Annotated in this window: 19 protein-coding genes; 13 read left to right on the top strand and 6 right to left on the bottom strand. The window is 59.2% G+C overall.

Annotated elements, in window-relative coordinates; all coding sequences use genetic code 11:
* Window positions 1-215: 215 nt before the first annotated feature.
* Window positions 216-920 carry a GntR family transcriptional regulator gene (locus WA845_RS13855; RefSeq protein ID WP_137069892.1) on the bottom strand — a complete coding sequence of 235 codons (705 nt, stop codon included), beginning with the start codon at window positions 918-920 and terminating at the stop codon, window positions 216-218.
* Window positions 921-1,021: 101 nt separating this feature from the next.
* Here WA845_RS13855 and WA845_RS13850 point away from each other — a divergent pair, with 101 nt between their 5' ends.
* From WA845_RS13850 to WA845_RS13825, 6 genes are all read left to right on the top strand, one after another.
* Window positions 1,022-2,179, top strand: a complete 1,158-nt coding sequence (locus WA845_RS13850) for an LLM class flavin-dependent oxidoreductase (RefSeq protein WP_174151584.1) — start codon at window positions 1,022-1,024, stop codon at window positions 2,177-2,179.
* Window positions 2,179-3,072, top strand: coding sequence for an aldo/keto reductase (locus WA845_RS13845; protein ID WP_337322423.1), 894 nt, complete (start codon window positions 2,179-2,181; stop codon window positions 3,070-3,072). The genes WA845_RS13850 and WA845_RS13845 overlap by 1 nt, the downstream gene beginning before the upstream one ends.
* A complete protein-coding gene (locus WA845_RS13840) occupies window positions 3,072-3,596 on the top strand; it encodes a flavin reductase family protein (protein ID WP_006698538.1) in 525 nt (174 codons plus the stop codon). Before WA845_RS13845 ends, WA845_RS13840 begins: the two co-directional genes overlap by 1 nt.
* Before the next feature lie 362 nt (window positions 3,597-3,958).
* On the top strand, window positions 3,959-5,518 hold the full coding sequence (locus WA845_RS13835; RefSeq protein ID WP_337322422.1) for a beta strand repeat-containing protein: 1,560 nt from the start codon (window positions 3,959-3,961) through the stop codon (window positions 5,516-5,518).
* Window positions 5,515-7,773: an autotransporter outer membrane beta-barrel domain-containing protein gene (locus tag WA845_RS13830; protein WP_337322421.1), complete on the top strand. Its 2,259-nt coding sequence runs from the start codon at window positions 5,515-5,517 to the stop codon at window positions 7,771-7,773. The genes WA845_RS13835 and WA845_RS13830 overlap by 4 nt, the downstream gene beginning before the upstream one ends.
* A gap of 32 nt (window positions 7,774-7,805) precedes the next feature.
* Window positions 7,806-8,354 carry an invasion associated locus B family protein gene (locus WA845_RS13825; protein ID WP_006698536.1) on the top strand — a complete coding sequence of 183 codons (549 nt, stop codon included), beginning with the start codon at window positions 7,806-7,808 and terminating at the stop codon, window positions 8,352-8,354.
* Here WA845_RS13825 and WA845_RS13820 read toward each other — a convergent pair.
* The 4 genes from WA845_RS13820 to WA845_RS13805 all read right to left on the bottom strand — a co-directional run bounded on the left by WA845_RS13820 (window position 8,351) and on the right by WA845_RS13805 (window position 15,789).
* Window positions 8,351-11,491, bottom strand: a complete 3,141-nt coding sequence (locus tag WA845_RS13820; RefSeq protein WP_112416278.1) for an efflux RND transporter permease subunit — start codon at window positions 11,489-11,491, stop codon at window positions 8,351-8,353. The genes WA845_RS13825 and WA845_RS13820 overlap by 4 nt on opposite strands.
* Window positions 11,488-12,786, bottom strand: coding sequence for an efflux RND transporter periplasmic adaptor subunit (locus WA845_RS13815; RefSeq protein ID WP_337322420.1), 1,299 nt, complete (start codon window positions 12,784-12,786; stop codon window positions 11,488-11,490). Before WA845_RS13815 ends, WA845_RS13820 begins: the two co-directional genes overlap by 4 nt.
* 283 nt (window positions 12,787-13,069) lie before the next feature.
* Entirely contained in the window at window positions 13,070-14,266 is a 1,197-nt protein-coding gene (locus WA845_RS13810; RefSeq protein ID WP_006698533.1) for a polysaccharide biosynthesis/export family protein, read from the bottom strand.
* 398 nt (window positions 14,267-14,664) lie between these two features.
* Window positions 14,665-15,789, bottom strand: a complete 1,125-nt coding sequence (locus WA845_RS13805; RefSeq protein WP_337322419.1) for a glycosyltransferase family 4 protein — start codon at window positions 15,787-15,789, stop codon at window positions 14,665-14,667.
* A 427-nt stretch (window positions 15,790-16,216) separates the two neighbouring features.
* Here WA845_RS13805 and WA845_RS13800 point away from each other — a divergent pair, with 427 nt between their 5' ends.
* The 5 genes from WA845_RS13800 (at window position 16,217) to WA845_RS13780 (ending at window position 21,468) form a co-directional block, all read left to right on the top strand.
* Entirely contained in the window at window positions 16,217-17,743 is a 1,527-nt protein-coding gene (locus WA845_RS13800; protein ID WP_113731290.1) for an ABC transporter substrate-binding protein, read from the top strand.
* Window positions 17,744-17,849: 106 nt separating this feature from the next.
* Complete coding sequence (locus WA845_RS13795; RefSeq protein ID WP_004438751.1) at window positions 17,850-18,791, top strand: ABC transporter permease; 942 nt, start codon at window positions 17,850-17,852, stop codon at window positions 18,789-18,791.
* Window positions 18,791-19,666 carry an ABC transporter permease gene (locus tag WA845_RS13790; protein WP_004438752.1) on the top strand — a complete coding sequence of 292 codons (876 nt, stop codon included), beginning with the start codon at window positions 18,791-18,793 and terminating at the stop codon, window positions 19,664-19,666. The genes WA845_RS13795 and WA845_RS13790 overlap by 1 nt, the downstream gene beginning before the upstream one ends.
* 1 nt (window position 19,667) lies before the next feature.
* Window positions 19,668-20,891: an amidohydrolase/deacetylase family metallohydrolase gene (locus WA845_RS13785; protein ID WP_137069900.1), complete on the top strand. Its 1,224-nt coding sequence runs from the start codon at window positions 19,668-19,670 to the stop codon at window positions 20,889-20,891.
* Window positions 20,892-20,973: 82 nt separating this feature from the next.
* On the top strand, window positions 20,974-21,468 hold the full coding sequence (locus WA845_RS13780; RefSeq protein ID WP_004438756.1) for a RidA family protein: 495 nt from the start codon (window positions 20,974-20,976) through the stop codon (window positions 21,466-21,468).
* 6 nt (window positions 21,469-21,474) lie between these two features.
* Here the strand turns inward: WA845_RS13780 and WA845_RS13775 are convergent, their stop codons facing one another.
* Window positions 21,475-22,311 carry an IclR family transcriptional regulator gene (locus tag WA845_RS13775; RefSeq protein WP_337322418.1) on the bottom strand — a complete coding sequence of 279 codons (837 nt, stop codon included), beginning with the start codon at window positions 22,309-22,311 and terminating at the stop codon, window positions 21,475-21,477.
* Between the two features lie 88 nt (window positions 22,312-22,399).
* On the opposite strand from WA845_RS13775, the gene WA845_RS13770 reads away from it, so the two are divergent.
* Window positions 22,400-23,596, top strand: coding sequence for an aminotransferase class V-fold PLP-dependent enzyme (locus WA845_RS13770; RefSeq protein WP_337322417.1), 1,197 nt, complete (start codon window positions 22,400-22,402; stop codon window positions 23,594-23,596).
* 211 nt (window positions 23,597-23,807) lie between these two features.
* Entirely contained in the window at window positions 23,808-25,643 is a 1,836-nt protein-coding gene (locus tag WA845_RS13765) for an ABC transporter ATP-binding protein (protein ID WP_337322416.1), read from the top strand.
* The last annotated feature ends 3 nt before the right edge of the window (window positions 25,644-25,646 follow it).

Genomic DNA, 25,646 nt, shown 5'->3' with positions numbered 1-25,646 from the left:
GGGTGGCGAAACGCCTGTCTCCCTGTGGTCGTGATATTACCTTTCACTAAAAGGAAATCAATAGTGTATCAATTTTATTTCTGACAGAAATCAAAAACTACTAAGTCATTGATTAAAAGAAATATATCCGCAAAATCGCCCGCTGGCGGGCAGTGGTTGGCTTGCCTGCCGTCAAATTCCTTCACTCCTGTAGATCACGCGAATTTTGCGCAGTCTCAACGTATGCGAGAAACGTAGCGCGCCACGGAATGGTCAAACCAGGTCCAGGAAACTTCTGCCACTGCACCATCCTGCGCCTGGCTGAGACGCAGGACGCGGGGCACGGATGCGCCTGCTTTCTGGCCGAACCCTTCGGGCGTCCATTCGGGCACTTCACCGAGATCGACGCGATCCTCCGCCTTCGATATCCAGAGGTTGAGGCGAGTGCGGTAATAGAGGTAGAGAGATTCCGACATGTTTTCGATGGTGATCGTGTCAACATAGGAACCATCAAGCCAGATTTCCTCGATGGCGGCCGGTTTGCCGGCAATGCGCCGCAGACGACGAATCCTGTGTCCTTCGGAGGAGGTGCCAAAAGCGGGCAGATCGGCGGGCTTCGCTAGCCGGGTCACATCCAGAACCTCCGCTGTCGGCAGGCCGCCCCCCTCGATCAGTTCAAGCCGGAAGAAAGCGTAGACGCTTTGCGGATCGCTGACCGCGCGGATGTAGTTGCCGGAACCCTGTACGCGCTCCAGAAGGCCGCGCTCCTGCAATTCGGCGAGCGCCTTGCGTAGCGTACCGACGGCGATGCCGAGATCGGCAGCCATATCGCGCTCCGGCGCAAGCTTCTCGCCGTCGATCAGCCGCCCTGCTGACACCTCGCGCACCAGCATTTCGGCGATCTGTAGATACATGGGCAAACTGCCACCAGTGTGTCTCATATGCCGTTTCCTCCACCCGAAACAAAAATTGATACATCATTGATTTACATATTTCTTGATGTTATGCAAGAACAACGAGAGCGGCCCTGAGGAGGAATTGCATGACCGTCGTACCCGTTACATCCGCTGATCTCGATGCTGCCGAGGTCTCCTGGTTTTCCGCTTTGTGTTCCGATGATTACGCCTATCTCGGCGTGCCGGATGGAAGCCTGCGTTCCAGCTTCGAACATTGCTCGGATATCGTCAAAAAAGCTGAGGAACTTGGCTTCCGCAACATTCTCTGCCCGTCGTCCTATCAGGTGGGGCAGGATACGCTGAGCTTTGTCGCCGGCTGTGCGCCGATCAGCGACCGTATCAATTTCCTTGCCGCTATCCGCTGTGGCGAAATGCAGCCGATCATGCTGGCGCGTACGGTTGCCACGCTCGACCACATGCTGAAAGGCCGCCTGACCCTCAATGTCATCAGCTCGGACTTTCCGGGCGAAGTCGCCGACAGCGCCTTTCGTTACAAGCGCAGCCACGAGGTCGTCGAGATTTTGCGGCAGGCCTGGACCCGCGACACCATCGACCACGACGGCGAAATCTACCAGTTCAAGGGCGTATCGACCGAGCCGGCGAGACCCTACCAGCAGAATGGCGGCCCGCTTCTTTATTTCGGCGGTTATTCTCCAGATGCACTTGAGCTCTGTGGCGCACAATGCGACGTCTATCTGATGTGGCCGGAGACGAAGGACCAGCTGGCGGGCCGCATGCGCGCTGCCAACGAGCGCGCTTCCGCCCATGGCCGCACGCTGGATTATGGTCTGCGCGTCCATATGGTGGTGCGCGATACTGAAAAGGAAGCCCGCGAATATGCCGAACATCTGGTCTCCAAGCTCGATGATGAATACGGCCAGCTGATCCGCAACCGCGCCCACGACAGCGGTTCACTCGGCGTGTCGCATCAGGCACGGGCCCGTGAACTCGCTGACAAGTTCGGTTATGTCGAACCCAATCTGTGGACCGGCATCGGCCGGGCGCGCTCCGGCTGCGGTGCAGCACTTGTCGGCTCGACGGATCAGGTTCTTTCGGCGCTGGAGGACTACCAGAAGATGGGTATCCGCGCCTTCATCCTGTCCGGTTATCCGCATCTCGACGAGGCGGAACATTTCGGCACCAAGGTGTTGCCGCAGATGAAAACCTGCTCCCTGCCGCATGCCTATGGCCGGGTGCCTTCTGAAACGCCAGCGACGCCGCTCGGCAACGGGGAACGCCACTGATGGAACGTATCGCTCTTTCTGACACACTCGAACTCAGCCGCATCGTTTACGGCATGTGGCGCATTGGTGACGATGCAGACACCTCGCCGGCGCATGTACAGGCGAAGATCGAGGCCTGCCTCGCACAGGGCATCACTACAATGGATCAGGCCGATATCTATGGCGGATACACGGCAGAAGCCATTCTTGGCGCCGGATTGAAAGCTGCGCCAGGACTGCGCGACAAAATCGAGATCGTCACCAAATGCGGCATCGTCGCCCCGGCCGGCCGTCATGCTGCCGCCCGCGTCAAGCATTACGACACGACCGCGGTCCACATCAACGCGTCGGTGGAAGCGTCGCTGCGCGATATGGGAACGGATCACGTCGATCTGCTGCTCATTCACCGCCCCGACCCGCTGATCGACGCGGAAGAAACCGGCAAGGCACTTGATGCCTTGGTGGCGTCGGGCAAGGTCAAGGCGGTTGGCGTCTCCAATTTCCGCCCGTGGGATTTTTCGTTGCTGCAATCGGCCATGAGCAACCGGCTGGTGACGAACCAGATCGAAATGAGCCTGCTTGCCACCGATTCCTTCACGAATGGCGATCTCGCCTACCTGCAGAAAAAGCGCATTTCGCCCATGGCTTGGTCGCCGCTCGGTGGCGGTTCGCTGTTCTCCGGCGCGCATGGCGGCACCATGTCTGCCCTGCAGCGCGTCCGCAAGGAACAGGGCGTCGACGCGACGGCCGTCGCGATCGCCTGGCTGCTGCGCCATCCGGCAAAGATCGTGCCCGTGCTTGGGACCAACAATCTCGAACGCATCAAAACCGCTGCCGATGCGCTTCGCGTAACGATGGACCGCCAGACATGGTTTGAACTCTACACCCTTGCGATTGGAAAAGAGGTGGCGTGATGACAGTTGCAGAGGCGATCAAGATGCCCAATGAACATGTATTCGTTCCCGGCGGCGAAAACAGCCGCAGCTTTCGCAACGCGCTCGGCGCTTTCACCACCGGTGTTACGGTGGTAACAGCCACGACCCCGGAAGGCCCGATCGGCATGACGGTCAACAGCTTCGCATCCGTCTCGCTCGATCCGCCGCTGGTGCTGTGGTCACCTGCGAAAAGCTCGTCGCGTTATCAGGCCTTCAGCGGCGCGACCCATTTCGCTATCCATGTGCTGAGCGCCGATCAGGACGTGCTGAGCGCCCGCTTCACCCGCAACGGCCGTGCTTTTGATGATCTTGAATGGGAATTGAACGATGAAGGTGTACCGGTCATCCCCGGAACGCTGGCCCGTTTTGAGTGCAGGCAGGCGGCGGCGCATGATGCGGGCGATCACACTATCATCGTCGGCGAGGTGTTGCGCGCTGCCCATCGTGATGGTGATCCGCTGTGCTTTTCGGGTGGAGCCTTCGGACGGTTCGCCCGGCAGTAATCCTGCGATGTCATAAGCGCTTAATGCAAGATATCAGCTGCAGCCGCCCGCTTTTCACGGCACTCATCCAGCGTTCAAAGTAAACCCCTGTCCTCGTGACGTTATAGCTGGCGCTGACTTTCTAAAATGGCTTAATGCACTTGGTTGGGTGAAGAAATGATTCGCCGAATCATGGATATAGTGCGGCGCTCATTAGGGAAGTTTGAATGTCCGGTTGTTTCTGCCTCTTTTTGGATGGGGAAACCTCTCCGGAAAGTATTGCATGCAGGAAAGCTGCCGGGCGCCTTTCGGTGTTCGGCACAGGCTGGTTTTTGTCGATTCTTCTTTCCGTTAGCCTTGGTCAGAGTGCTTGTGCGGAAAACTTGAACTGGACCGGCGCTGGGGGCGGCAGTTGGTCTGCCTCGACGAACTGGGCGCCGTCAGCCCGCGTGCCCGATGCCGGCGATGACGTGTTGATCAACAGCGATGGCCCGGTTGTCGTGACCAACACATCTTCCACGGCCAATTCCGTCACGGTCGGGCAAGTTTCGTCCGGTACTTTGGTTATCAATGGGAGCCTGTTATCAAATTCGCTCAGCCTTGGCGTCGCCGCGGGAATCGGTGGTACCGTCACGTTCTCGGGCGCGACCCTGCAAAACCAGGGTCTCTTATCGGTCGGCGGTAACGGCATCGGTACCCTCTCCCTGTTACATGGCAGCGCGGTCTCGACCGGGACCGTCTACATCGGCGAAGGGGCAACAGGGAACGGTTTCCTGACACTCGACAATTCGTCCAGTCTCGTTACGGCAGGCACGATCTTTGTGGGATACGGCGGCGGGTCCGCGCCCTCCGGCGGCGGAAACGGCGAGCTTAAAATTCTTGCCGGAAGCACGGTAGACAGCCAAAGGGCCATTCTGGGCGAGGGGACTGGAACCGAAGGTGCCACGCTTATATCGGGCGCCGGCAGCCGCTGGACGGTTGCAGCCGACACCGTCATCGGCAATGCCGGTGTCAGCACACTCACGGTGACGGGCGGCGGAAAACTCCTCAGCGGAACGACAACCGTCATTGCCAATCTTTATTCCGCATCGGGAAGCGAAGTCACTCTTACCCGGCTCGGCTCTTCACTGGAAACCGGTCAATTGATCGTTGGAAATGAGGGCAGTGCTCGCCTGACTGTCGAGGCGGCGGCATCAGCGACCAGCGACAGCGCCATCATCGGACGCCATTCCACCTCCGTTGCGACGGTGACCGGCGACGGGTCCACCTGGGTCGCGGGCGATCTTCAGATCGGTGGCGATGTCGCCGACCCCGGCGGGGCTTCCGGTAACGGAACCTTGAATGTGACCGCCGGTGGCAAGGTTAATAGCACCGCCGCCCGGCTCGGCACTGTTGCCGGTGCGACCGGGGCAGCCATTATCGATGGCGAGGGATCGGCCTGGACTGTCGGCAGTGGCGGCCTTGCGATCGGCGATGCCGGCACCGGATCGTTGGCCGTAACGGGTGGCGGCATCGTCGGCAGTCAAGCCGTCGTACTCGGCAACAGTGCCGCCAGTACCGGCTCCGCCCGGATTTCCGGCGTTGGCAGCACGTTGCGCAGCGAGGGTGACATCATCGTCGGTCGCGGTGGCAACGCCATGATGTCGGTTGAAGCAGGGGGGGCTGTCGAGAGTAGAAACGGTGTCGTCGCTGCGCTCGGCGGTTCGTCGTCATCGGTCACTGTTACCGGCGGTGGCTCCAGCTGGACGATGACCGGTACCTTGATCGCCGGTTATCAGGACACGGCTTCGGCCGAGGTTACAGCCAGCGCCGGCGGAAATATCCGGGCAGGGGAGGTGGTCCTGGGAGATCTCTCGCGCTCATCGGGAACGATGACCATCACGGGTGCCAGCTCGAATGTAACGGCTTACGTCGATAGCGGGCTTGGGCTTCCGGCCGCATGACGGTCGGACAATCCGGTTCCGGCGGTTTGACTGTGACGAATGGTGCGTCGCTCAATGCCTATCTGTTTTCCGTGGGTTCTTCGGCGGGGTCTGATGGGGCCGTCCTCGTCAACGGCATCGGCTCCCGCGTCTCCGTTGGCGACACCTTGGTCATCGGCGCTGCGGGGAACGGCAGCGTTGAAGTAACCGGCGGCGCAGCGCTCGCGGCGCCTACCATCCTCATTGCGTCGTCTGCTGGTTCGGCTGGCGTCCTGAATGTCGGCGCAGCTTCCGGACAAACGGCCCGTTCGGCCGGCACCATTGACGCTCAGGCGATCAGCTTTGGAGCCGGCGCTGGCCGGATCGTTTTCAATCACTCGCAGACGGCGTACCTCGTAAAAGCCGATATTTCGGGAGCGGGCAGCGTTGTTGCTGAAAATGGCGTGACGACGCTTGCTGGAAACAACAGCTATTCCGGCGGCACCACGATATCTGGCGGTACCTTGAAGGGAATCGCTGGAAGTTTTGGCTCCGGCGAGATCGCCAATGACGCGGCGCTGGTCGTGGATGGCGCCGGCAGGCTTTCGAATGCGATTCACGGCACGGGCAGTTTCGAAAAGACTGGCGCAGGCAACCTCGAACTCTCGGCCGTCAGCACTTATCTGGGTCCGACGACAGTCTCAGGCGGAAAGCTGAGCGTCAATGGCTCGTTGGCGAGCGCGGTTTCAGTGGTCGACGGCGCGGCGCTCGGCGGTACGGGTACGGTTGCCGGCCTTTCCATCGGTCCGGGCGGGACGCTGGCTCCGGGTAATCCGCTTGGAACGTTGACATCGACAGGCGACGCTACATTCGCTGCGGGCGGCAAATATGCGGTTGATATAGATACCGCCGGGAATTCCGACAGGCTTGCTGTGAACGGTACCGTAACAATCGCCAATGATGTAACCCTCGTCGTCACGCCGCTGACGAACCGATCTGCTTTCGGTCTGAATACGCGCTACCAGATACTCACTGCGACGGGTGGCATAACCGGCGCTTTTTCCCGCATCGACGAGAGCTTTGCCTATCTGACCGCTACCATCGCAAAGAGCGACGACACTGGCACCGCTTATCTGTCGTTCAGCCCGGCATCGTCGGCCCCCGGATTTCTTGCCGCGCAAGCGACCACGGCCAATGCGCGAGCCGCGGCCAACGCCGTTGAGGCCCTCGGAGAAAATGCAGCCCTGTATCAGTCTGCCATTTTCCTTCAGGGCGGTGAAACGCAACTGGCATTTTCGCAGCTTGCCGGAGAAATCCACCCGTCTGTTGCCATGACCTTGATCAATCGCAGCAGCCAAACCCGGGACGTCATTCTAGAACGGCTGCGCCGCGCTTTCGACAGCATCGATGCGCGGCCAATCATGCCCGTCGCTTTTGTGAAGGACGACGGGGGCCTCTTGTTCGAGGAAGAAGGATCGCCGAGCTTCTGGACCAGCGGTTTGGGATCGCGTGGACGTGTTGATGGCGATGGCAATGGCTCATCGGTTGATAGCAAGGGCGGCGGCATTCTGTTCGGACTTGATGGTGAGCTCGGGAAAAGTTGGCGCGCTGGTGTGGCGGGCGGTTACAGTCACGAGAGGATCGAGCAGAAGACATTTGCTGCTTCAGCAGAGGTCGACAGTTATTTTGTGGCTGCTTATGCGGGCACGATGATCGGGCCTGCGTCTCTGCGGTTTGGGGCGATCCATGCTTTTCAGGATATGGATACGCGCCGCTCGGTCTCTTTCTCGACACTGAGCGAAAACCTCTCCGCCAGCTATGGCGGCTCGACGTCGCAGGTCTTTGCCGAAGCAGCCTGGCGTTTCGATTTTGATCTGACCCATGTCGAGCCCTATGCCAACATCGCCTACGTAAACAGCCGCACCGGAGATTTTGGCGAAAAAGGCGGGATCGCCGCAGTATCCTCAGCATCGGCACGCTACGATCAGCTTTACACGACGCTCGGCGCGCGCATCACGAGGGATGTCGCGCTGGAAGGCATGCTTGGCCGCGCAATGTTCGATCTCGCCTGGCGTCACAATTATGGCGACACTGACATGAACAGCAGCCTTTTCTACGAAGGCGGCGAGGCGTTTTCGGTCGTGAGCACGAGAGGTTCGCGAGACGCAGCAACACTTAATCTGGGGCTAAGCTACGATCTCACGCCATCGGCTACGTTGACATTCCGTTATGGTGCAGTTTTCGGCGCTGGGCTGCTAGATCAGTCCGCTGCCGCCGAACTTGGGGTTCGCTTTTGATGCAGTGTAAAAAGACGCGTTGCGCAAGTGCCATGGCTGCCACTCTGCTGTTCGTCGCAAGTTCTCTCGACAGCGCAGCTGCGCAGGAGACGTCGCAAGGCGCGGTATCCTTCCACGAGGCCCACGGAAGCTGGCAGCTTGCCTGCGCTGGACCCGAAAATAACGATGAGCCAGATAGAGCGTCTGGCGCGACGCAGGAAATCAAGCGGACATGCGCGATAGCTCAGGTCCAATTGGAGGAAAAGACCCGCAAACTCGCCGTTTCCGTGGAGTTCCGGCTCGCCGGTGAAAAAGCACCGGGGAAACTTGCGGGCACGATGGTTCTGCCCTTCGGTCTAGCCGTGACCAAGCTCTTTTCCGTCAAATCGGGAAATATGCGCTTGCAGGAGGTGCAGGTCAGCACTTGCTTACCGGTTGGCTGCGTTGTTTCCTTCTCGCCCTTTGTCGAGCTGGTCTCGGCGCTGAAGGCGGAACAGACACTGACGATAGAGGCACCCGATCTGCAGGGTCGCATTGTCTCGTTCCAGCTGCAGGGCAAAGGGTTTCCGGAGGCGTTGAAACGCCTTGAGGAAGTGCGTTAGGCCGCTACGGAATCCGGCTCAGGTTTCGCGCCCTGTTCCTGCTTTTGCGCATGGGGCTCGACATTTTTCTTGCGGGAGAGAAGCCCTGTCAGGAAGCGGCCGAGGCGGTCCATTTCCACGAAGATGACAGGCGTGATGAACAATGTCAGCAATTGCGAGACGATGAGACCACCGACCACCGCGATGCCGAGCGGTTGGCGCAGTTCTGAACTGGCGCCCGAGCCGAGGGCGATGGGAAGGGCGCCAAGCAATGCGCAGAATGTTGTCATCATGATCGGGCGGAACCGGCGCACGCAGGCTTCGTGAATGGCGGTTGCGGGTGGTTCCGCTTTTTCGCGCATCAGTTCCACCGCCACGTCGATCATCATGATCGCGTTTTTCTTGACGATGCCGATAAGCATCAATAGCCCGATCAGGGCGATGATGGAGAAATCCATGCCCATAACCTTCAGCGCCACAAGGGCGCCGAAGGCCGCTGCCGGCAGACCGGAAAGAATGGTCAGCGGGTGGATGAAGCTCTCATAGAGAACGCCGAGAACGACATAGATGGTGAGCACCGCCGCCAGAATGAGGATTCCGGTGTTCCCCTGGCTCTGCTGGAAGATTGCCGCCGTGCCGCCATAGCTGGTGAAGACATCCTGCGGCAGGCCTATCGTGGTCTTGAGCTGGTCGATCCGACTTGTGGCGTCGGAGAGTGCCACACCATCCGGCAGGTTGAAGGAGATGGTGGTGGAGACGAGCTGGCCCGTCTGATTGATGGTAACAGGCGCCTGCGTCCGGGTGATAGCAGCGAAGTTGGAAAGCGGCACCAGTACGCCCGTTTTGGCCGAAAGAATATTGATGTCACTCAGGAAATCGTCATTCCACGGCTTCGAGCTGTCGAACTCGACAATGACGTCGTAGCTGTCGCCGGTCGACTGTATCTGTGCGGCGGTGTAACCGCCGAAGGACATTTCCAGTGTCTTGCGCAGCTGATCATTGGTAATCCCGAAGGCAGCGGCTTTTTCCGAATCGACCGAAATCGTGGCGGCGATGGCGCCGTTTTGGGCATCCGAGGTGACTGACGTGAAGGTATGGTCGCGGCGCATCGCCTCCATCAGCTTGTTCGACCATTCATTGGTGATATCAGCGTTCAAGCCCTGCACCACGAGCTGATATTGGCTGGCGGAGCTGCGCCCGCCGAAACGCAGGCTCTGCTGCGGGTTGATATAGGTGCGGATGCCCGCGACTTTCGAGCTGGCCTGGCCCAGTTCCGTCAGAACCTGGCTCAGAGGTGCACGCTCCTCCTTGGGCTTGAGTTCGACAAACATCGAGCCGTTGTTCAGCGGATTGCGCGAATTGCCGCCAACGATGGATGTAACGTGGACCACGGCCGGATTCTTGCGGATCTGATCGGCAACCTGCGCCTGGAGATCGCGCATCGCCGTGTAGGAAATATCCTCTCGCGCCTGCGTCGAAACCGAAAGACGGCCGATGTCTTCCTGGGGGAAGAAGCTGGAGGGCAGCACTTCGAATAGATAAAGAGATGCCGCGACCGAGGCGAGAAATGACGCCAAAACAATACGGCGATGGGAAAGGCACCAGCTCACGGCGTTTCCATAGGCGCGAAGCGTCCGCTCGAAGCCGGCATCGAACCAGCGGATGATCGCCGGTGGCCGGGAGGAGTGGCCGGAAAGGCGCGAGGCGAGCATTGGCGTGACCGTCAGCGATACCAGAGCCGAGGCCATGATGGCGAGCGTGACGACCATGCCGAATTCATTAAAGAGCCTGCCGATCACCCCGCCCATCAACAGAATGGGGATGAAGACGGCGACAAGCGAAATCGACATGGAGAGGATGGTGCTGCTGACTTCCGCTGCACCCTGCAGCGCGGCTTCCCGCATCGGCAGCCCCTCTTCGTGCAGGCGCAATATGTTTTCCAGCATGACGATGGCATCGTCCACCACAAGACCTACTGACAGGGTGAGCCCAAGCAGGGAGATATTGTCGATGCTGTAACCCAGCACATACATCGCGCCGAAAGCCGTGATCAGCGACAACGGCACGGCAAGACCCGGAATGACGGTTGCCGTCAGATGCCCGGTGAAGAGGTAGATTACTGCCACCACCAGCCCGATGGTCAGGAACAGGGTAAACTGAACGTCGGAAATCGCGTCCTTGATCGCGGTCGAGGCGTCGTTCATCACGTTGATGTTGACGGAAGGCGGCAATTGCTGGTGAAGCGCCGGCAGCTTGGCCTTGATGGCGTCCACGACATCGACGGTGTTGGCATCCGGCTGCCGCTGAACGGCGAGAACGATGGCCTGTTCGCCGTCGAACCAGCTGCCCGCATTGGTGTTGTCAATGCTGTCGGTGACGTTAGCGATATCACCGAGGTGAATGGGTGCACCGTTGTTCGTCGATACGACCAGCGAACGGAAGGCGGCTGCGTTCGTGCGCTGGGTATCGGCCTCGATCGTCAGGCGCTGATTATCGTTCTGCAGTGCGCCGACGGGAACCTGATTGTTCGCCTGGGCAATGGCGGTGGTGACCGTATCGACGCCGAGGCCTCTTGCCTGAAGCTGCGCCGGATCCAGCCCAATGCGCACGGCATAGGTCTGCGCACCGTAGATACTCACCTGCGCCACGCCGGAAATGGTGGAAAGGAGCGGTGAGATAATGTTCTCGGCGATTTCATCGACCTTACTGGTGGGCATTTCCTTGCTGTTGACCGCAAGCAAGAGTACCGGGGCGTCGGCCGGGTTCGTTTTGCGATAGCTGGGGGTCGTCGTCATATTGCTCGGCAACTGCCGTTGCGCGCGGGAAATTGCGGCCTGCACGTCGGCAGCGGCCGCATCGATATCGCGGTTGAGATCGAACTGAAGCACGATCGAGCTGTTGCCAAGCGTATTGGTGGCGCTGATCTCGCTAACGCCGGGAATTGTCTCGAACTGCTTGACCAGTGGCGTGGTGACCGAGGTGGCCATGGTTTGCGGGGAGGCGCCGGAGAGTGATGACGACACGTTGATCGTCGGAAAATCCACCTTCGGCAAGGCCGCGACCGGGAGCAAACGGAAACCGGCAAGGCCTGCCAGAACGAGGCCGATGGCGAGAAGCGTGGTGGCGACGGGCCTGTTGATGCAAAAATTCGGGATCATTGGCGGTCAGCCTTTTCCTGCGGAATATTGGCGGCCAGATTGCCTGCCGCCCCGCCCTTGTCGGAAAATTGCTCGATCACGAGCTGGCCGTCGGCGAGTTCCGACTGGCCCTCGACGATGAGATGCTCTCCGCCATTAAGGCCGCGCGCAATGGCGGTGAGGTCGCCGTTCGAACGCGCGACCTCAACTGGCGTCATATGAGCATGATGATCGCCGTCGACCGTGTAGACAAAATTGCCCTTCGGTCCGGGTCTCACAGCGACCGTCGGTACGACGACCATTTCGTCTTCGGAAACAAAATGCGCGGTGACGTTGACGGACTGACCGGGCCACAAAAGGCCGCGGTCGTTCTTGAACTCCGCCTTTGCCAGCACTGTGCCGGAGGTCTGGTCCACAGTGTTGTCGTAAAAACGCAGTATGCCGCGCATCGCCTCGCCGCCGGTCGCCGCAGGGTCGACATCAACTGCCGTGTCTTTCGCTACGCCTTCGCGCAATTGCGGCAGATAGCGTTGAGAGAGCCGGAAACTGACCGAGATGGGGTTGTATTTCGTGATCGTCACGATATTCACGCCGGCACTAAGGTAAGCCCCCGGGCTGACGCTGATATCACCCAGTCTCCCATCGAAGGGAGCACGGATTTCCATATGTTCCAATGCTACCTGATCGGACGCAAGCGTTGCGCGGTCGGCATCGATCTTGGCGCTGGCGCTGTCCCGCGCCGCTCTGGCCTGATCCAGCACCTGCTGTGACTCGGCGCTCTGCTTGACGAGGTTGGCGGCACGCTGAAAAGCGGCTTCAGTCTGTTCAAGTGTCGCCTGGTCGGCGGCGATATTCGCCTTGTCCTTGTCGACCGCCGCACGGGCAGTTCGATCGTCCATCTTGAGGATCAGATCGCCCGCCTTGATGTGCTGGCCGTCCTTTGCCTCGATTTCGGTGACGAGGCCGGCCTGGAGCGGTGCGATATTGGTGATGTCAGCTGCTACCGCCCACCCTGTTGCCGCCGCGTCCATTGGCAGCGTCGCTTTACTGACCGAAATGGTGCTGACGGTCGATGGTCCGCCATTGCGCCGCCCGCCGCCCTGCCTTTGCCCCTGTTGTGCGCCTGGCTGGCCATTGCGGGAGGATTGCGGTTTTGCACTTGCAGTCGTTTCTGCGGTTGCGGTCTCCGCCTGCGGTGGAGTGCTGGCAAATTGTTTCAGATAGGGAATTTGATCGAGCGGCAGGCGGTCCTTGAAATACCACGCGCCGGCGGCTGCGATGGCAAGAACGCTGAGGGCGGTCCAGAAACGTTTCATCTGACGGTTCCGCGTAATGAAGGCGATACATGTTTCCCGACATGTGCGGCAAGGCTTGGGAGCAGCTTTCCTCCACAAGACACCCAATACGCTGCGAAATCACCTTAAACTTTTGTAATGGCAACAACCGTGTGCGGGGGCCGTTTGCCCTGCCGTACAGGGGCTGAGGCGGATCGCGCTCGCATGCAACCCCGCCATTGCGTATATTCTTCGCGCCGGTTTGTACGGGAAAAGGCCGCCTCGTTCCCGGGGCGGCCTTTTTCGCGATGCGATACGCCGGAGGTCAGAAAGCCCGGATGGCGTTGCGGGTGGCCAGCACATCTTCAGCAACATTGCCTGTGGTAGCGGGCACGGAGCCGACGAGATCCAGGAATTTGTAGAGTTCGGTGGCCTGCGAGTTCGTGACGTAGATGATGTCGCGATCCTGCATCGGGAATTTCGTGCTGGCAAAGAAGGTCGAGGGATCGCGCAGATTGGCACGGAAAATGACCGGAACGTCCTGGCCAGCGAATTTGGACGTGTTGATGCCGAGCTTCACGAGAAGATCGCGCTTGACGATGCGGTAGACGTAGACTTGGGCGGGATCTGCACGGGAGTCGAGCAATCCGCCCGCCTTGCCAAGGGCGTCCGAGAGCTTGAGATCGGCGTCCTCGAACTCGAAACGGCCGTTGAGGCCGGAAGCGCCGAAGGCGAGATAAGTGCGGCGCTCCCGCTCCACCATGATGGTGTCGCCCGGCACCACATAGATGTTTTCCGAAGGCGTGCTGACAAGGTGATTATAGTTGACGCGGGCCGTTTTCCCGCGCCGAATGAGCGTGACATAGGACTCTATGTTGGGAGCACTCAGGCCTTTGGCGTAAGAGATGACGTCAAGAACGCGATCACCTGCTTCCGACAGCTGCACCTTTGTCGGCTCTTTGACGTCGCCAAGAACCGAGGCCTGTGCGGAGCGGCTGGAAATCTTGGTGATCAGAACCTGCGGCTCGATGGCGCGATTTGCCAGGCGCTCCTCGATTTCACTCTGCACATCCTCGACATTGCGGCCGGTTGCGCGGATCTTGCCAGCATAGGGAACGCTGATATTGCCTTCCCGGTCGACCGTCTGGTTGGGGAGGCTTATGAAGTTACCCGGGCGACTGCCTGCATCGTTTGGAATGAACAGGCCGCCCGCCTGGCTTTCGAAAATCGCAACCTGGACTACGTCGCCGACACCCATCGGCAATGCCGGGACGCCGCCCTTGCCACCACCGAAGCTGCCGAGCAAGGTGGTCGTGGTGGTATCACCGACATAGTTAAGGACGGAGCTGTTGATGTCGATAAGCGCATAATCCACGCCTGCGGTTTTTTTCTTGTCCTTTGATCCGAATTTTACGGAGGCGTTGGATTCGATTGTGGCTGCGTCGGGGCCAGATGCCGCTGTGACAGTGCAGCCTGCCAGAGCCGCAGAGGCGAGCAGAATCGAAACATTCAATAAACGCATTTGGTCCTCAAAATGAATATCGTCCGAAAGCAGGAAGAACGGACACGTATAGGTTTTAAAAAATGATCACTTCGTAAATAACCCGGTAAAGAAAGTCTCAGCCGGTTTGCATTTGTTCAGAAAGGATAGGATTGAAAAACGTGTTGAACTGCGAAAGTAATATGCAATTTTGGAGCGTAATTCAATTTTATTAAGGTATCTCGGGCTAAATCTTGTGTATTGCTTATGTTATGCAAGACGCACTGTTTTATTTTCGTTGCAATTCAACATTCGTCCGCCCACTATCATCTCTGTGATTGCTGCATCGTGCTAGTGCAGTTTTGTCACGCTTATGCAGTTTTTTCCTTTGTCGACACCATGTAATCAGTTTTGATAGTCGAGTTTCACTTTGCAGGCGATCATGCCCGTTCAGCGAGCGCGAAATTGACGGTGTCGGCGAATTCCCTCAGGAAACGTTCGCGGGAGAAACGGGCGGCATTGTCGATGCAGGCGGTCTTGTCAAAGCGGTCGGAATTGTCGACGAACTCCTGCACAGCGCCGCAGATCGCTTCAGGCGTCTGTTCGCGGAAATAAAGGCCCGTGGGCTGGTTGGAGCCGCCGAGCGGGATGACGGTTTCCAGCACGCCGCCCTTTCCATAAGCGATCACCGGCGTGCCCAGAGCCTGGGATTCGACGGGGACGATGCCGAAGTCGTCTTCCGCCGCAAAGATGAATGCCTTGGCTTCCGCCATGTATCTGTGAAGCTCCTTATTGCCGACAAACCCCAGGATTTCGATATTGGGAGTTGCGATATCGCGAATGCGCTTCATGTCCGGGCCGTCTCCGATGACAACGAGGCGCCTGTCGGGCATTTTGGCGAAGGCTTCGACGATCAGATGCACTTTTTTGTAGGGCACCAGCCGTGATGCAGTGACGAAATAATCGCCCTTGTGGTCAGAGGGAGAGAGGTGGGAGGTATCCACCGGGGGATAGATCACCGTGGAATCCCGCCCATAACACTTGCGCACCCGGTTGCGGATGAATTTGGAATTGACGGTCATCAGGTCGACACCGTTGGCGGTGCGGATGTCCCACATGCGGATATAATGAAGGATGGCGCGGGCGATCCACGAGGCGAAGCCGTGCGTCAGCCGCGTTTCCTTGAGGTATTGATGCTGAAGATCCCACGCGTAACGGATGGGGCTGTGGATATAGGAAACGTGAAACTGGCCCGGCCCGGTGATGACGCCTTTGGCGACCGCATAGCTTGAGGAAATGACGAGATCATAACCGCTCAGATCGAATTGCTCGATGGCGAGCGGCATCAGCGGCAGGTAAGAGCGATATTTCTTCCGGGCGAAGGGCAGCTTCTGGATGAAGGAGGTATTCACCGGGCGGCCGCCGAGAAAGCCGCGATCACGCTCGCTCATGAAATCCACGAGGCAAAAAAGATCTGCCTGAGGATAGATTTCGAGAAGGTTGTGAAGGACCTTTTCAGCCCCACCCCTATCGGTGAGCCAGTCATGGACGATCGCCGTCTTCATAGTTTCCTCAATAATATCAACGTAATAAAAATTTGTAATCCGACCTGGAAATAAGCCGGCAGTATCGAATATCAATCTTGTCTTCACCCGCAAAAGCGCGGCTGCGAAGACGAAACAATGCGAAAATAATATGGACGCAGGGTTATGTCTGTCGGAATCCTGTCCTGCTCCGTCTCTTGAATAGCATCTTGTTCGCAGATGCGAAATATCCCGCTTCCAAATTTCCTGACATCTGCGCCGACCCGGCGTCTGGCGGTGGCTGCCGAAAGCGCGCCGGGCGGGCGGTGCGTACCAAAATGCTTCCCCGTCGGTCTGGTAATCATTCCTCCTCGCTTCAAGGTTATTGACAAGGCGTCGCAGCAAGATATTCTGTTATAAAGATGCATATAACATAATAATGGAACACATAAGAGCTGGGAGCTTGACCATGAGACGTAAAATTGCATTTCTCGCCACCGCCGCGTTGTTGCTTGCACCGGGTTTGATGATGGCCCAGGAAAAGGGCGGCGTGATCAATGTCGCCACCATCGGCGAGCCGCCGACATTGGACCCCATGGCGTCTACCGCCGATCTCGTCGGCATCGTCACACAGCATATTTTCGAAACGCTCTATACTTTCGACAAGGGCTGGAAGGTGACGCCGCTGCTGGCGGAAAGCCTGCCCGAGATCAGCGCAGATGGCAAAACCTACACGATCAAGCTCAGACAGGGCATCAAGTTCCACGACGGCAGCGACATGACGTCTGAAGATGTCGTCGCCTCGCTCGGACGCTGGATGAAGATCGCCTCGCGCGGCAAGCAAGCCGCCGGCTTTATCGAGAATATCTCAGCACCCGACGCCGGTACGGTGGCGATCACCCTCAAGCAGCCCTATGCCCCGCTCACCTCGCTGCTCGCGTTCAACAATTCCGCGGCGATCATCCTGCCGGCCGAAAAGCAGGCGGAGCCGATGGCCGAATTCATCGGCACCGGTCCCTATATGCTTAAGGAACGCAAGGCCGACCAGTATATCCAGCTCGTGCGCTTCGATGGCTACAAGTCCCGCGGCGGCGAAAGCGACGGTTACGGCGGTGCGCGCCATCAATATCTCGATGAAATCCGCTTCGTTCCGGTGCCTGATCCGAACACCCGCGTCGAAGCCGCCGTTTCGGGCCAATACGACTATGTCGATTCCATTCCTGTGGAATCCTTCGAGAAGGTGAAGTCGTCCTCCGCCTCGCAGCCGTTGATGCTGAAGCCCTTCGGCTATCCGGTCTTCGTCTTCAACACCAAGGAGGGGCTGTCCTCAAAGCTTGAGGTTCGCAAGGCGGTGACGGAAGCGCTGAACATGGAAGACATGCTCGCGGCGGCTTTCGGCAGCACGGATTTCTACGCGCTCGACGGCGCTTATTATCCCGACAACTTCTCTTGGCATTCAGAAGTAGGTGTCGAGGGCAACTATAATGTCAGCAATCCGGAAGCCGCCGCCGAAAAGCTGAAGGCGGCCGGTTACAATGGTGAGCCGCTGCGCATCCTTACCAGCCGCCAGTATGAGTTCCATTATAAGATGGCGCAGGTTGCTGCAGAATATCTGAAACTGGCCGGTTTCAAGGTGGATATGCAGGTGGTGGATTGGGCGACGCTGACACAGCGCCGCGCTGACCCGAAGCTCTGGGATATTTATATCAGCCACAGCCCGTTCCTGCCGGAACCGGCGCTGATGGGCGCGCTTTCCACGAGCTCGCCGGGCTGGTGGGACACGCCGGCACGCAAGGCTGCGGTTGATGCCTTCACTGCCGAAGTCGATCCGGATAAACGCATCGCTCTCTGGGCCGATGTGCAGAAGACGATCTATGCCGAGCTGCCGCTTCTCAAGATCGGTGACTTCAATGCCGTGGCGGCGAAGTCCAACAAGCTGGAAGGCGTCGATCCTGCTCCGTGGCCGTATTTCTGGAATGCCTCGGTCACAAAATAAAGCCAGGACGGCAATCGGGTGCCGGGCTGCCGGCACCCTTCAGCAGCTTCGCTTCAACTATCTCGCATAAGTGGTCCGCCACTTTTGCGATCAGGAGCTTTTATTCGTGATACGGTATATCTTCCAGAGACTTGCGGGAATGATCGTGGTGATGTTCCTCGTTGTCACCATCGTTTTCGTCATCCTGCGCGTCACGCCCGGAGACCCGGCCGCCGTGATGCTGGGGCCGGATGCCTCGGCACAGGACATTGCGGAACTGCGCACCCGCCTCGGCCTCGATCAGTCGCTTGGGGTGCAATATGTCTACTATATCGGCCAATTGCTGAAGGGCGATCTCGGCCAGTCGATCTTTCTCAATATGCCTGTCGGATCAGCCCTGCTGGATCGGGCCGAACCGACCTTTTTCCTGACAATCTTTTCACTGCTGATCGCCAGCGTCATCGCTCTCCCGATCGGCATCTATGCCGCTTACCGGCGCGGCTCGTTCGTGGACCAGGCCGCAACGACGGTCGCGATGCTGGCGGCGAGCATTCCGAGCTTCTGGCTCGGCCTCATCCTCATGCAGGTCTTCGCCGTCAGGCTCGATATGTTCCCGGTATCGGGTTATGGCGGGCCGGGGTCGAGTTTCGCGGAGCGCATGTATCATCTGACGTTGCCGGCCATCGCGCTCGGCCTCGTGTCCTCCGCCCTCATTCTGCGCTTCACCCGCGCCTCTATGCTGGATGTCCTCGGTGATGACTATGTCCGCACTGCACGTGCCAAGGGCGTCAAGGAGCGTCGGGTGGTGATGAAACATGCGCTGAAGAATGCGCTTATCCCCATTCTCACCGTGCTTGGCCTCACCGCCGCCGTGCTGATTTCGGGTGCGGTGGTAACGGAGACCGTCTTTGGTTTGCCGGGGGTCGGAAATCTCGTCGTCTCGGCGGTGCTTCGGCGTGATTATCCGGTCATCCAGGGCGCGCTTCTCGTTATCGCCGGGCTCTACGTGCTCATCAATTTTGCAATCGACATGCTTTACCTGCTGGTCGATCCAAGGGTTCGCTACTGATGGCCGATATCGTTTCCACCGTTCCCCCGGCACGCAACCCGACTGTCCTGTTCATTCGGCGTCTCCTGAAGCGCAAGACAGTCGCCGCCGGCCTGCTCGTGCTGCTTGTCTTCGTGCTGCTTGCGGTTTTCGCGCCGATGATAGCGCCGTACTCGCCCTCAAAACTGTCGATCGTGAACCGCCTGAAGCCGCCGAGCGAACTCTATTGGTTCGGCACCGATGAGTTTGGTCGCGACGTCTTTTCCCGCACCATATACGCCGGAAGACTGTCGCTTCTGGTCGGGGCCGCCGTGGTGGCGCTTTCGGCGCTGATCGGCATCACGCTCGGCCTGCTTGCCGGTTTCTTCCAGAAACTGGACACACCGATCGCGCGGCTGATCGATGCGATGATGGCGTTTCCTGATATTCTGCTGGCGATTGCGCTGGTGGCGGCTCTCGGCCCGTCGCTGACAACTGTCATCATCGCGCTCGCCGTCGTTTATTCGCCGCGCCTTGCCCGCATCGTGCGCGCCTCGACGCTGGTAATTCGTGAGTTGCCCTATGTGGAGGCGGCAAAGGCGCTCGGCATTTCCACTTTCCACATCATGACGCGGCATGTCCTGCGCAATCTGGTCTCGCCGATCCTCGTGCAATGCACCTTTCTTTTTGCGAGCGCCATGCTGGCGGAGGCCGGCCTGTCGTTTCTGGGACTTGGTGTCAGCCCCGAAATTCCAACGTGGGGAACCATGATTTCCGCCGGCCGCCAATATATCGGACAGGCCGACTGGATGACCTATTTTCCCGGCTTTGCCATCATTCTTTCCGTACTGTCGCTGCAAATGGTTGGCGATGGACTGCGGGACATGCTCGACCCAAGACTGCGAAGGGATTTGTAATATGACATCCGGTGAACAGGCAAAAACGCCTCTTCAAGCTCCCATTCTTCTCACCAATGTCAAACCTGTCGGTTTCGGAAAAGGTGCGTCTGAGGCTTCAACCGATATTCTGATCGGCGGCGACGGCAAGATTGCCGCGGTAGGCTCTGCCCTGCAGGTGCCTGCGGATGCGCAGCGTATCGACGCCAAGGGTGCCTTCATGTCGCCCGGCTGGGTCGATCTGCACGTGCATATCTGGCACGGCGGCACCGACATCTCTATCCGCCCCTCCGAATGCGGGGCCGAGCGCGGCGTAACCACACTGGTGGATGCCGGTTCGGCGGGCGAGGCGAATTTCCACGGTTTCAGGGAATATATCATCGAACCCTCAAGGGAGCGCATCAAGGCCTTCCTCAACCTCGGCTCCATCGGTCTCGTTGCCTGCAACCGCGTGCCTGAACTGCGCGACATCAAGGATATCGATCTCGACCGTATCCTCGAATGTTACGCGGAAAACAGCGAGCATATAGTCGGCCTGAAGGTGCGGGCGAGCCATGTCATCACCGGCTCCTGGGGTGTGACGCCGGTCAAGCTCGGCAAGAAGATCGCCAAGATCCTGAAAGTGCCGATGATGGTACATGTGGGCGAGCCACCGGCCCTTTACGACGAGGTTCTGGAAATTCTCGGCCCCGGCGATGTCGTGACCCACTGCTTCAACGGCAAGTCGGGCTCCAGCATCATGGAAGACGAGGACCTGTTCAACCTTGCCGAACGCTGCGCGGGCGAAGGCATCCGGCTGGATATCGGCCATGGCGGCGCATCCTTCTCCTTCAAGGTTGCGGAAGCCGCGATTGAACGCGGGTTGCTTCCGTTCTCCATCTCTACGGATTTGCATGGCCATTCGATGAATTTCCCGGTCTGGGATCTGGCAACCACCATGTCGAAGCTGCTCTCCGTGAACATGCCCTTCGAAAACGTGGTTGAAGCCGTGACCCGTAACCCCGCCTCCATCATCCGCCTCGATATGGAAAACCGTCTCGAGGTCGGTCAGCGCGCAGATTTCACTGTTTTTGATCTTGTCGATGCCGATCTGGAAGCGACCGATTCCAACGGCGACGTGTCGCGCCTGAAGCGCCTGTTCGAGCCGCGTTACGCGGTTATCGGCGCGGAAGCCATCGCGGCCAGCCGTTACATTCCAAGGGCGCGCAAGCTGGTGCGCCACAGCCATGGTTATTCCTGGCGCTGACCCCGACTGATAGGGCGGAGGTCCTTCCTCCGCCGTTCGCAGCCATTACGGGAAACCGCTCCCGGCATTATGAGGAATTCGCGTGAAACAGTCTTCGCTCGACGCAGAAGGGCACGTCTCGCCCTATGACCGGCTCGCCGCGCTCGGCATCTCCCTGCCGCCGCCGCCGCCGCCGATTGCCAATTTCGTCACGCATGTGGTGGAAGGCAACATGCTTTATCTTTCGGGCCAGGGGCCGCGGGAAGAAAATGGCCACCTCTATGCCGGCAAGGTGGGCGCGGAAATCGGGCTGGAAGAGGCCTATAACCATGCGCGTCTCACCGGCATCAACCTGCTTGCCGTCATGCACGAGGCGCTGGGCGACCTGTCGCGGGTGAAGAAGGTGGTGAAGCTGCTGGGCATGGTCAATGCCGTCAGTGATTTCCGCGATCACCCGAGCGTCATCAACGGCTGTTCCGATCTCTTCATCGATGTGTTCGGCGATGCGGGACAACATGCCCGCTCCGCCGTGGGCTTCGGCTCACTGCCGGGCAATATAACCGTCGAAATCGAAGCCATCGTCGCGCTCAAGGGTTGAGGCCGTTCAATGGTTGCGCCAGCCCATGAGCTTTTCGATCCGTTCCGCCGAGACCCTGACCTGCTCGGTGTAGTGGTTCTCGTCCGCCAGCACCTTCTGCTCGGGCAGCACGATGGAAATCGTCGCAACGCATTCGCCCCTGTTGTCGCAAATCGGCGAAGCGATGCATGCCACGGCGTAATCGGACTCGGCGACCTGGATAGACAGCCTGTCACGGAACGCCGCCGCCGCAGACTGGGACAGCGTTTCCGGGTTGATTTCGGCGCGTCCGGTCGGCGAGGAACGGGCACAGCGACGGAAAAGTTCGAGACGTTCGGCTTCCGGCAGATGCCCGACGAGCAGACGTCCGGACGCCGTCCAGTTCAAGGGAACGCGGGTGCCGACACGGGACGCGACCTGAAAATGGCTCGGTCCGTCCGCCATGGCCAATACCAGCATATGGTCGCCATCGCGGCCGCAAAGCTGCACCGTCTCGCCCGCATGGCGGCAGAGATCGTGCATTTCGTGGGTGGCGACACCCATGAAATCGAGCGAGCGGGCATAGGCAAGACCGTAGTGGTAAAGCCGCGCGCCGAGCCAGATGTTGCCGTCGGCATTGCGCGCCAGCATGTTCTTTTCGATGAGATCATCGATGATCACATAGACGGTGGACAGCGGGGCCTTGATCGCCTTGGCAATGGCGTAAGCGCCGGCGGGGGATCCGGTTTCGTAGAGGTAATCAATAACCTGAAGGGCGCGGTCGATGCCGCTGACGCGAGAGCGCTTGGCCGCCTTCGCGTCCGGGTTTTCCGCCGTATCGGGAAGGGCGGATAAAGGCGTTTCGTGCAGCTTATGGGCGTCCAATTTTGGCTCCTCATCAATTTTGAGAAGCTATTACATTATTATGGCATATATGTCGATGCCCATCGCATCGCAAAGACAGGAGAAAGACATGACCGAGGATATTAGAAGCAGGATCGGCCTTCGCCCGGTCATCAACGTCTCGGGCACCATGACCTCGCTCGGCGCTTCCATCGTCGTTCCGGAAGCGGTTGAAGCTATAGCGGCCATCCTGCCGCAATTTGTCGAGATCAACGATCTGCAGCGCAAGGCAAGCGCGATCATTGCAAGGCTGACGGGGGGCGAGGCCGGTTTTATCACGGCGTCCTGCTCCTCTGGCATCAGCCTTGCTGTCGCAGGCGCGATCACCGGCAATAATCTTCTCGCCATCGAAAAGCTGCCCGATGTTACGCCTGAGAAGAACGAGGTTCTGGTGCAGATGGGGCATGTGGTGAGTTATGGCGCACCGGTGGATCAGGCCATCCGCCTCGGCGGCGGCAAGGTGGTGCTGATCGGGCAGGCAACATCGACCCACCGTTTCCATATGGAAAACGCCATCACCGAAAAGACGGCTGCCGCTGTCTATGTCGTCTCGCATCATGTGGTGGATTACGGTCTGCTGCGTCTTTCCGAATTCGTCGAGATCGCCCATGCCAAGGGTGTCCCTGTCATTGTCGATGCCGCTTCCGAATACGACCTGAAGCTGTTTTTGGCCACGGGTGCGGATGTCGTGCTCTATTCCGGCCACAAGTTCCTCGGCGGCCCCACCTCGGGCATCGTCGCGGGTAAGAAGGAACTGGTGCGTCATGCTTTCCTTCAGAATATGGGCATCGGCCGCGGCATGAAAGTCGGCAAGGAAAGTATCTATGGCGTCATGGCGGCGCTTGAGGCCTGGGAAAAGCGGGACCATGCCGGAATTCGCGAACGGGAAACCGGTTATCTCAACCTCTGGAAAAGGACGCTGGATGGACGGCCGGGCGTGACGGCGTTGATCGAGCCCGACCCGACCAACAACCCGCTCGACCGGCTGCGCGTTATCATCAATGCCGAAGAAGCGCATATTACGGCATGGGACCTGACAACGGCGCTGGCCAAGGGTAATCCGCCGATCATCACCCGCGATCACGAGGTGGAACATCGCTATTTCTATCTCGACCCCTGCAACCTGCATCCTGGCCAGGAGACTGTCGTTGCGTCCCGTCTGGCGGAGGAACTCGACAAGGCACGCGCCTCCAACGAGGTAATTGCGACACCGTTCGAAGACCGCAGCCGCCACCGTTTCGACGGCATGCTGCACTGGCCGGACTAATAACGACTGCATATCGAACGAGCGGGTGCCGCGAGTTTCTTCTCCCCGCCGGGGAGAAGGTCGCGGCAGCGGGATGAGGGGCAGGGGTGCGATCTATCGTGAACGTCGCCCCCTCATCCGACCCTTCGGGCCACCTTCTCCCCGACGGGGAGAAGAAACAGGCCGTGACGCCGTGCCTGAATTCAAACGAGAAGAAAAGAAGGGAACGATCATGACCATGCCGCAGGCAGTACCGCTTGGTGCAAAAGATGCCGTGCTTTCCGTCCGCAACCTCACCACGTCCTTTCACGTGGATGGCGGTTGGAAACCGGTGGTGCGTGATATTTCCTTTGATGTCGGGCCGGGCGAGACGGTTGCGATCGTCGGTGAAAGCGGTTCGGGCAAAAGCGTGACATCGCTTTCCATCATGCGGCTGCTGGACCGCGAAAGCAGCAGGGTGCAGGGTGAAATCCTGCTCGGCGGGCGCAACCTCCTGTCACTTTCAGAGGACGCCATGCGGCGGGTGCGGGGCAATGAGGTGGCCATGATATTCCAGGAGCCGATGACCAGCCTCAATCCGCTCTTCACCATCGGCGACCAGATTTCAGAAGCACTGTTGTGTCATCAGCCGATGTCGAAAGCTGATGCACGAGCCGAAACGATCCGCCTGCTGGAAAAGGTCCGCATCCCCTCGGCCGCCTCACGTTTCGATGAATATCCGCACCGCTTTTCCGGTGGCATGCGCCAGCGCGTGATGATCGCCATGGCGCTCGCTTCCCGGCCAAAGCTCTTGATCGCCGACGAGCCGACGACGGCGCTTGACGTCACCATTCAGGGCCAGATTCTCGACCTTATCAAGACGCTTCAGGAAGAGGAGGGCACCTCCGTCCTGTTCATCACACATGACATGGGCGTGGTGGCGGAGATCGCCGACCGTACCGTCGTCATGTATCGCGGCGAGCAGGTGGAAGTCGGCGGGACCGCGGATATTTTCCATCGCGGTAAACATCCCTATACACGAGCACTCTTGTCTGCCGTTCCGGTTCTGGGTTCCATGACGGGTGAGGAAAGGCCGCTGCGGTTTCCCATTGTCAACACCACCACGGGAGAAACGCAGGAACCGGCGCGTCCGGCCGATACCGTCAATGCAGCAGCCCAGCCGGTGCTCAAAGTTGAGGGGCTGACCAAGCGCTTCGATATCCACTCCGGTCTCTTGGGGCGGCTCAGCGGCCGCGTGCATGCGGTGGAAAACGTGTCCTTCGATCTGAGGGCCGGGGAGACGTTGTCACTGGTGGGCGAAAGCGGCTGCGGCAAGTCGACCACCGGTCGCGCCATCATGCGGCTCATCGAGCCGGATGCCGGTTCCGTGGTGGTGAACGGCGAGAATATTCTCGCCCTCGACAAGTCAGGCATGCGAGAGATGCGCAAGACGGTGCAGATGATCTTTCAGGATCCCCTTGCCTCACTCAATCCGCGCATGACGGTGGGCGCGGCGATCGCCGAACCTTTTCTGGAACACCGTATGGGCAGCGCCCGCGAAGCGAAGGATGTGGTGGCCGACATGCTGGAAAAGGTCGGCCTCTCGCCCGATATGGCGGCGCGTTACCCGCACGAATTTTCCGGCGGCCAGCGGCAGCGAATCTGCATTGCCCGCGCGCTGGCGCTGCAGCCGAAGGTCATCGTCGCTGATGAAAGCGTTTCGGCGCTGGATGTCTCGATCAAGGCGCAGGTCATCAACCTGATGCTGGATCTGCAGCAGAGCCTCGATCTCGCCTTTCTTTTCATCAGCCATGACATGGCGGTGGTGGAGCGCGTCAGCCACCGGGTGGCGGTGATGTATCTCGGCGAGATCGTCGAAATCGGCCCGCGTGCGGCTGTCTTCGACAACCCGCAGCATGACTATACCCGCAAGCTGATGGCGGCCGTGCCGGTGCCGGACCCGGACCGCAGAAACACGCGTCGCGGTGCCGCCAATGACGAGTTGAAAAGTCCGATCCGCTCAGTCGATTATTCCGTGAAGCCGCGGGAATATCGCGAAGTCTCACCCGGCCATCTTGTCGCCAGCTGAGCG

The sequence above is a fragment of the Agrobacterium sp. CMT1 genome (assembly GCF_037203725.1).
Classification (GTDB): domain Bacteria; phylum Pseudomonadota; class Alphaproteobacteria; order Rhizobiales; family Rhizobiaceae; genus Agrobacterium; species Agrobacterium pusense.
The sequence above is the reverse complement of the archived record's forward strand: the minus strand, read 5'-3'. Positions and strand labels throughout refer to the sequence as shown.